The 7,794-nt window shown below is 64.7% G+C and carries 5 protein-coding genes and 2 tRNA genes; 5 read left to right on the plus strand and 2 right to left on the minus strand.

What is annotated here, in order from left to right; translation table 11 throughout:
- Positions 1 to 98 precede the first annotated feature (98 nt).
- The 5 genes from gyrB to JO059_RS08885 all read left to right on the plus strand — a co-directional run bounded on the left by gyrB (position 99) and on the right by JO059_RS08885 (position 6,616).
- Positions 99 to 2,132, plus strand: coding sequence for a DNA topoisomerase (ATP-hydrolyzing) subunit B (gene gyrB / locus JO059_RS08865; RefSeq protein ID WP_293315792.1), 2,034 nt, complete (start codon positions 99 to 101; stop codon positions 2,130 to 2,132).
- A 39-nt stretch (positions 2,133 to 2,171) separates the two neighbouring features.
- A complete protein-coding gene (gene gyrA, locus JO059_RS08870; protein ID WP_293315794.1) occupies positions 2,172 to 5,270 on the plus strand; it encodes an intein-containing DNA gyrase subunit A in 3,099 nt (1,032 codons plus the stop codon).
- A 132-nt stretch (positions 5,271 to 5,402) separates the two neighbouring features.
- Positions 5,403 to 6,248 (plus strand): DUF3566 domain-containing protein, encoded by an 846-nt coding sequence (locus JO059_RS08875; RefSeq protein WP_293315796.1) that lies wholly within the window; start codon positions 5,403 to 5,405, stop codon positions 6,246 to 6,248.
- A gap of 71 nt (positions 6,249 to 6,319) precedes the next feature.
- Positions 6,320 to 6,393 (plus strand) — tRNA-Ile (locus tag JO059_RS08880).
- A gap of 150 nt (positions 6,394 to 6,543) precedes the next feature.
- Positions 6,544 to 6,616, plus strand: a tRNA-Ala gene (locus tag JO059_RS08885).
- A gap of 17 nt (positions 6,617 to 6,633) precedes the next feature.
- On the opposite strand, the gene JO059_RS08890 is transcribed toward JO059_RS08885, so the two are convergent.
- Positions 6,634 to 7,461, minus strand: a complete 828-nt coding sequence (locus tag JO059_RS08890) for a site-specific integrase (RefSeq protein ID WP_293315798.1) — start codon at positions 7,459 to 7,461, stop codon at positions 6,634 to 6,636.
- A 28-nt stretch (positions 7,462 to 7,489) separates the two neighbouring features.
- A partial coding sequence (locus tag JO059_RS08895) for an Arm DNA-binding domain-containing protein (protein ID WP_293315800.1) occupies positions 7,490 to 7,794 on the minus strand: 305 nt, incomplete at its 5' end.

Raw genomic sequence — 7,794 nt, forward strand, 5'->3', positions numbered from 1 at the left:
CAGAATCGGTGCGGGGCGCCAATCACGGTAGAGTGGTGGGGTGCGACGCTGCGGTGACGGGACCGCCCGCATGAAACCCCAAGGAGAGCATTCCGACCGTGGCTGCCCAGAAGAAGAAGGCCCAAGATGGATACGGCGCCGAACAGATCACCGTTCTCGAAGGGCTCGAGGCCGTCCGCAAACGCCCAGGCATGTATATCGGGTCCACCGGTGAGCGTGGGCTGCACCACCTCATCTGGGAGGTGGTGGACAACTCGGTCGACGAGGCGATGGCCGGTTACGCCACGCAAGTCGATGTGCGGCTGCTCGATGACGGCGGCGTAGAGGTCATCGACAACGGGCGCGGAATCCCCGTGGCGATGCACGCGACGGGCGCCCCCACCGTCGACGTCGTCATGACCCAACTGCACGCCGGCGGCAAGTTCGGCGGCGAGAACAGCGGCTACAACGTGAGTGGCGGTCTACACGGGGTCGGCGTGTCGGTTGTCAACGCGCTGTCCACCCGACTCGAGGTTGACATCAAGCGCGACGGGTACGAGTGGTCGCAATTCTATGACCACGCCGTGCCGGGAACCCTCAAGCAGGGCGAGGCCACCAAGAAGACGGGAACCACGATCAGGTTCTGGGCGGATCCCGACATTTTCGAAACCACCCAGTACGACTTCGAAACGGTGGCGCGTCGGCTTCAGGAAATGGCTTTCCTGAACAAGGGTTTGACGATCAATCTGACCGACGAGCGAGTGGAGCAGGACGAGGTCGTCGACGAGGTCGTCAGCGATACCGCTGATGCACCGAAGTCGGCCGAAGAAAAAGCCGCGGAATCCCAAGGGCGGCAAAAGGTCAAGCACCGCGTCTTCCACTACCCGGGTGGTCTCATCGACTTCGTCAAGCACATCAACCGCACCAAGAGCCCAATCCAGCAGAGCGTCATCGCCTTCGAGGGCAAAGGCGACGGTCACGAGGTCGAGATCGCGATGCAGTGGAACGGCGGCTACTCGGAATCTGTCCACACCTTCGCCAATACGATCAACACCCACGAGGGCGGCACGCACGAAGAGGGCTTCCGCAGCGCGCTGACATCGGTGGTGAACAAGTACGCCAAAGACAAGAAGCTGCTGAAAGACAAGGACCCCAACCTCACCGGCGACGATATCCGCGAGGGCCTGGCGGCGGTGATCTCGGTCAAGGTCAGCGAACCGCAGTTCGAGGGCCAGACCAAGACCAAGCTGGGCAATACCGAGGTCAAGTCGTTCGTGCAGCGGGTCTGCAACGACAAGCTCACCCACTGGTTCGAGGCCAACCCAACTGAGGCGAAAACCGTTGTGAACAAGGCGGTTTCCTCCGCGCAAGCCCGGATCGCGGCACGCAAGGCGCGCGAGCTGGTGCGGCGCAAGAGCGCCACTGATCTCGGGGGGCTGCCGGGTAAGCTGGCCGACTGCCGCTCCACCGACCCGCGCAAGTCGGAACTGTATGTGGTGGAAGGAGACTCGGCCGGTGGCTCGGCCAAGAGCGGCCGCGATTCGATGTTTCAGGCGATTCTTCCGTTGCGGGGCAAGATCATCAACGTCGAGAAGGCGCGCATCGACCGGGTGCTGAAGAACACCGAGGTTCAGGCGATCATCACCGCGCTGGGCACCGGCATCCACGACGAGTTCGACATCGCCAAGCTGCGGTATCACAAGATCGTGTTGATGGCCGACGCGGACGTCGACGGTCAGCACATCTCGACGCTGCTGTTGACGTTGTTGTTCCGGTTCATGCGCCCGCTGATCGAAAACGGGCACGTGTTCCTGGCCCAGCCCCCGTTGTACAAGTTGAAATGGCAGCGTAGCGACCCCGAGTTCGCCTACTCCGACCGGGAACGCGACGGCCTGCTGGAAGCGGGCCTCAAAGCCGGCAAAAAGATCAACAAGGAAGACGGTATTCAGCGCTACAAGGGCTTGGGCGAAATGGACGCCAGGGAATTGTGGGAGACCACAATGGATCCGTCCGTGCGGGTATTGCGCCAGGTCACCCTGGACGACGCGGCGGCCGCCGACGAGCTGTTCTCCATCCTGATGGGCGAGGACGTCGACGCGCGCCGCAGCTTTATCACCCGCAACGCCAAAGACGTTCGCTTCCTAGATGTTTAGCGATGTCTGACCCGCGTTCGATTGCAAACGAGGACATAGATGACTGACATCACGCTGCCACCTGGTGACGAACCCGTCGACCGGATAGAACCCGTCGACATCCAGCAGGAGATGCAGCGCAGCTACATCGACTATGCGATGAGCGTGATCGTGGGGCGTGCGCTACCGGAGGTGCGGGACGGCCTCAAGCCCGTGCACCGCCGCGTGCTCTACGCGATGTACGACTCCGGGTTCCGCCCGGACCGCAGCCACGCCAAGTCGGCGCGGTCGGTGGCCGAGACGATGGGCAACTACCACCCGCACGGCGACGCGTCCATCTACGACACGTTGGTGCGGATGGCGCAACCGTGGTCGCTGCGATACCCGCTGGTCGACGGCCAGGGCAACTTCGGCTCGCCGGGCAACGACCCGCCAGCGGCCATGCGGTATTGCCTCACCGGAGATGCGTTGGTGGCGCTCCCATCGGGAAGGTCTATTCGCATCGCCGATATCGTGCCCGGCGCGCTGCCCGACACTGATAACGCCATCGACTTGAAAGTGGTTGGCCGCCATGGCGATCCGGTGCGGGCCGATCGTCTATTCCATTCCGGCGAGCATATGACCCACACCGTGCGTACGGCCGAGGGTTACGAGATCACGGGTACGGGGAACCACCCGTTGCTGTGCCTGGTGGACCTTGCCGGTGTGCCCACGCTGTTATGGAAGCTGATCGACGAGATCCGGCCGGGCGACTGGGCCGTCATGAACGCCGAGTGTGTGGCTTATGCACGCGACACGCCGGCGAGAACGTTCATAGCCCCCACGGTCGACGAGGTGCCCGGGCTCGTCGAGTTCCTGCACTTTTACGGACACGACAAGGATGCGTCTGCCATCGCAGCGGAATTGACCGACGGCCGCTTTTATTACGCGCGCGTCGCCTCCGTAACAGAAGCCGGCATTCAACCCGTCTACAGCCTGCGGGTCGACACCGACGACCACGCGTTCCTAACCAACGGGTTCGTCAGCCACAACACCGAGGCGCGGCTGACCCCGCTGGCGATGGAGATGTTGCGCGAAATCGACGAGGAGACAGTCGATTTTATCCCGAACTACGACGGTCGGGTGCAGGAACCGACGGTGCTGCCCAGCCGGTTCCCCAACCTGCTGGCCAACGGTTCGGGCGGCATCGCGGTCGGCATGGCGACCAACATCCCGCCGCACAACCTGCGCGAGCTTGCCGAGGCGGTGTTCTGGTGCCTGGAAAACCACGAGGCCGACGAGGAGGCCACGCTGGCCGCGGTCATGGTGCGGGTGAAGGGCCCCGACTTCCCCACCTCCGGGCTGATCGTGGGAAGCCAGGGAATACACGACGCCTATAAGACCGGACGCGGCTCCATCCGGATGCGCGGCGTGGTCGAGGTCGAAGAAGCCAGGGGCCGAACGTCTTTGGTGATCACCGAGTTGCCGTATCAGGTCAACCATGACAACTTCATCACCTCAATCGCCGAGCAGGTCCGCGACGGCAAGCTGACGGGCATCGCCAACGTCGAAGACCAGGGCAGTGACCGGGTGGGCGTGCGTATCGTCGTCGAGCTCAAGCGCGACGCGGTGGCCAAGGTGGTGCTCAACAACCTCTACAAGCACACCCAGCTGCAGACCAGTTTCGGCGCCAACATGCTGTCCATCGTCGATGGTGTGCCGCGGACCTTGCGGCTTGACCAGCTGATCCGCCACTACGTCGAGCATCAACTCGACGTCATCGTCCGTCGCACCACCTATCGGCTGCGCAAGGCCAACGAACGCGCGCACATCCTGCGTGGGCTGGTCAAGGCGCTCGACGCGCTCGACGAGGTTATCGCCCTCATCCGGGCGTCGGAAACCGTCGACATCGCACGCGCCGGATTGATCGAGCTGCTCGACATCGACGAAATCCAGGCCCAGGCCATCCTGGACATGCAGCTGCGGCGCCTGGCCGCGCTCGAGCGTCAGCGCATAATCGACGACCTGGCGAAGATCGAGGCCGAAATCGCCGACCTGGAAGACATTCTCGCCAAGCCCGAGCGCCAGCGCGCGATCGTGCGCGACGAACTCAAAGAGATCGTCGCCAAGCACGGCGACGACCGTCGCACCAGGATCGTCGCGGCCGACGGTGAGGTCAGCGACGAGGACCTGATCGCCCGCGAGGACGTCGTGGTCACCATCACCGAGACCGGCTACGCCAAGCGCACCAAGACCGACCTGTACCGCAGCCAGAAACGCGGCGGCAAGGGGGTGCAGGGCGCCGGTCTCAAGCAGGACGACATCGTCGCGCACTTCTTCGTGTCGTCCACGCACGACTGGATCCTGTTCTTCACCACCCAGGGACGGGTGTATCGGGCCAAGGCCTACGAGCTTCCCGAGGCCTCGCGGACGGCGCGCGGTCAGCACGTCGCCAATCTGCTGGCGTTCCAGCCAGAGGAGCGCATCGCTCAGGTCATTCAGATCCGCGGCTACGAGGACGCCCCGTATCTGGTGCTCGCCACCCGCAACGGCCTGGTGAAGAAGACCAAGTTGACCGACTTCGACTCCAACCGCTCGGGCGGGATCGTGGCCGTCAACCTGCGGGACGGCGATGAGCTGGTCGGCGCGGTGCTGTGCTCGGCGGACGACGATTTGCTGCTGGTGTCGGCCAACGGCCAGTCGATCCGGTTCTCGGCGAACGACGAGGCGCTGCGCCCGATGGGCCGGGCCACCTCGGGCGTTCAGGGCATGCGGTTCAATGCCGATGACTACCTGCTGTCGCTCAACATGGTCCGCGAGGGGACCTACCTGCTGGTCGCCACGTCCGGCGGGTACGCCAAGCGCACGGGAATCGATGAATATCCGGTGCAGGGCCGCGGTGGCAAGGGCGTGCTGACCGTCCAGTACGACCGCCGACGCGGCAGGCTGGTCGGCGCGTTGATCGTCGACGAGGACAGCGAGCTTTATGCGATCACCTCCGGAGGCGGTGTGATCCGTACCACGGCGCGTCAGGTCCGCAAGGCGGGACGGCAGACCAAGGGCGTTCGCTTGATGAACCTGGGTGAGGGCGACACACTGTTAGCAATCGCGCGCAATGCCGAGGAAAACGCGGAAGAAGCCATCGGTGACACCGATGGCGCCGCGGATTCGGAAGGCTAACCGGGTGGTCGTGGGCCAGCGGTGGTCCACTGAGGGTTTGGCCGGGAGCAGGGCAATAGACTCAGCCCGACCACACATAATGCAACTGCAGCCGTACCTGCGGTAATGGCGGGAGATCGAAGGAGTGTCGGTGTGACCTCAGCGAACGAGCCGGGCGTCCCCAAGACCGGAGACGGCCTCAATGGGGATGGTTCGGTGGAGCGTGCCGGGGCACACCGGGCATCGCCGGCGCCGGCCGGGCGTGCCGCGCAACCGGCGCGTCGCGCGGCCGAGCAACATGTCGAAATGCGGCCCGGTCCGCCGCCGGGCGCCGACGCCCGGCTGAACAGGTTCATCTCGGGAACCGGCGCACCAGGGGGCGGGGCAGCCGCACGCCCGAACAATCCGCCGCCACGCGGGCCGGACGGGGGGCCGACACGCGGCGACGCCCCACCCGCCGAGGCCTACGCCAGCGAGTTGCCCGATCTGTCCGGACCCATCCCGCGGTCCCCCCAGCGCAAGGCCGACCTCGCTGCGGAGACGCCGGGCCGTTCGGCGGCCGGCCCCGCGGCGGCGCCGGAGAGCAGGGACACCGCGTCCCGCGACGGCCGAGTTCACGTATCACGGCGGACCCGCGGGCCGGTGCGCGCCAGCATGCAGATCCGCCGGATCGATCCGTGGAGCACGTTGAAGGTGTCACTCATGCTCTCGGTGGCATTGTTCTTCGTCTGGATGATCGCGGTGGCGTTTCTCTATCTCGTGCTCGGCGGCATGGGCGTGTGGGCGAAGTTGAACAGCAACGTCGGCGACCTGCTGAACAACACCAGCGGCAGCACCGGCGAACTGGTCTCCCCGGGAACGATCTTCGGCGGCGCCGTTTTGATCGGCTTGGTCAACATCGTCCTGCTGACAGCGATGGCCACCATCGCCGCATTCGTCTACAACCTGTCCACCGACCTGATCGGTGGCATCGAGGTGACGCTGGCGGACCGCGACTAGCGCGGATCCACGGGCTTTTGGGGGTCGGGCCGCGATTGCGGTAATCTCGTCGCTCGGCCGTACGCGAGTATGGGCCTATAGCTCAGGCGGTTAGAGCGCTTCGCTGATAACGAAGAGGTCGGAGGTTCGAGTCCTCCTAGGCCCACACCATGTGCTCGTCCAGACGTTGCGTGAGGCTCGCGTTGCCATTGGCAGTGATCGCCGTAGCGGCGGTGGTGGCGCAGTCGCGACGCGGAGTTGAGGTCTGGCACGTGGCGGTGGCCGACGCACCCGAGTGGTCACCGGGTCACGACGAGGGGCCTTAGCTCAGTTGGTAGAGCACTGCCTTTGCAAGGCAGGTGTCAGGGGTTCGATTCCCCTAGGCTCCACAGATCAAAAGAGCACGTCAAGCGGTATTTTGCTTGGGCAGCGCCGAAGCAGAATCGGCCGCGCTGACCACATTTTGACCACATTTTCGTGTCAAAAGTCCGTTGATGGCCACTCCCACAGCCTCCACATCCGACCCGTACAAGTGCCCGTAGCGGTCCAACGTCAGCCCCGCCGACTCGTGTCCGAGCATGTTCTGCAGCGCCTTGATGTTCGCGCCGGCCTGAATCGCCAGAGACGCCGCGGTGTGCCGCAACTCGTGCAGTTTGAAGTCGTACACCACGGTCAACTTCCCGGCCGAGTCCGTCACCGTCCGCGGGAACAACTGCGCCGCGGCGACGGCTTGCGACCACCACCGGCGCCGCACATTGCTTCCCCGCATGTAGCCGCCGGCCGTGTCCGGAAACACCAGAGTGTCCGCGTCGCCGGCCGAGAACAGCATGCCCCCGACGAACGCCGGCAGGCTGACCGTGCGCGCCTTCCCGTTCTTCGGAGATCCCACCACGAACCGGCCGTCGACCAACGTGACTGACCGCGCGATCCGCAGCCGAAGGTTCTTCAGGTCCACGTCGCGCCAGCGCAGCTCGGCGACCTCGCCGAAGCGGAGCCCGCACGTACCCAGGACATACACCAGCGGTCGATGGGCGCCGGCCGCGTCGGCAAGGGTATGCAGCTGGTCCAGGCTGAGGAATCGCTGCTCTACCGCCGATACAGACGGCAACTCGACGCCGTCGACCGGGTTCAGCACCAGCCGGTTGTCCTTCACTGCCATTGCGAGCACCTGGCGCAGCACGCCCACCGTCTTGTGCACCGACGCCGGCGCCAGATCCACGCTCAGATCCGCCACCCAATCACGGACCAACCGACGGCTGATATCACCCAAAGCGATATCCGCATATCGAGACAGCCCCGAATCGAGCACGGTCTGATAGCGGGGCCCGCGTCGATGCCTTCAGCTTGTGCTTGGAGTCCAGCCATGCCTGCGCGTACTCGCCCAGCTTCATCCGGCCCGCGGCCGGAGCAACGTAGGCACCCCGCCGCTTGTCGACCTCGAGCTGCTCGGCCCACGCTTGCGCATCCCGCTTGGTTGGAAACCCGCGCTTCGTCGTTTGGCGATGATCGGGCGTGCGGTACCGGACTCGATAACGTGTTGCGCCAGAAGATGTTTCGTATCTTTCAA

It is taken from the genome of Mycobacterium sp., assembly GCF_019247615.1.
Lineage (GTDB): Bacteria > Actinomycetota > Actinomycetes > Mycobacteriales > Mycobacteriaceae > Mycobacterium.

Excerpts from the sequence above, each read along its gene's own strand:
- gyrA (WP_293315794.1), top strand. The coding sequence starts at position 2,172 with ATGACTGACATCACGCTGCCACCTGGTGACGAACCCGTCGACCGGATA.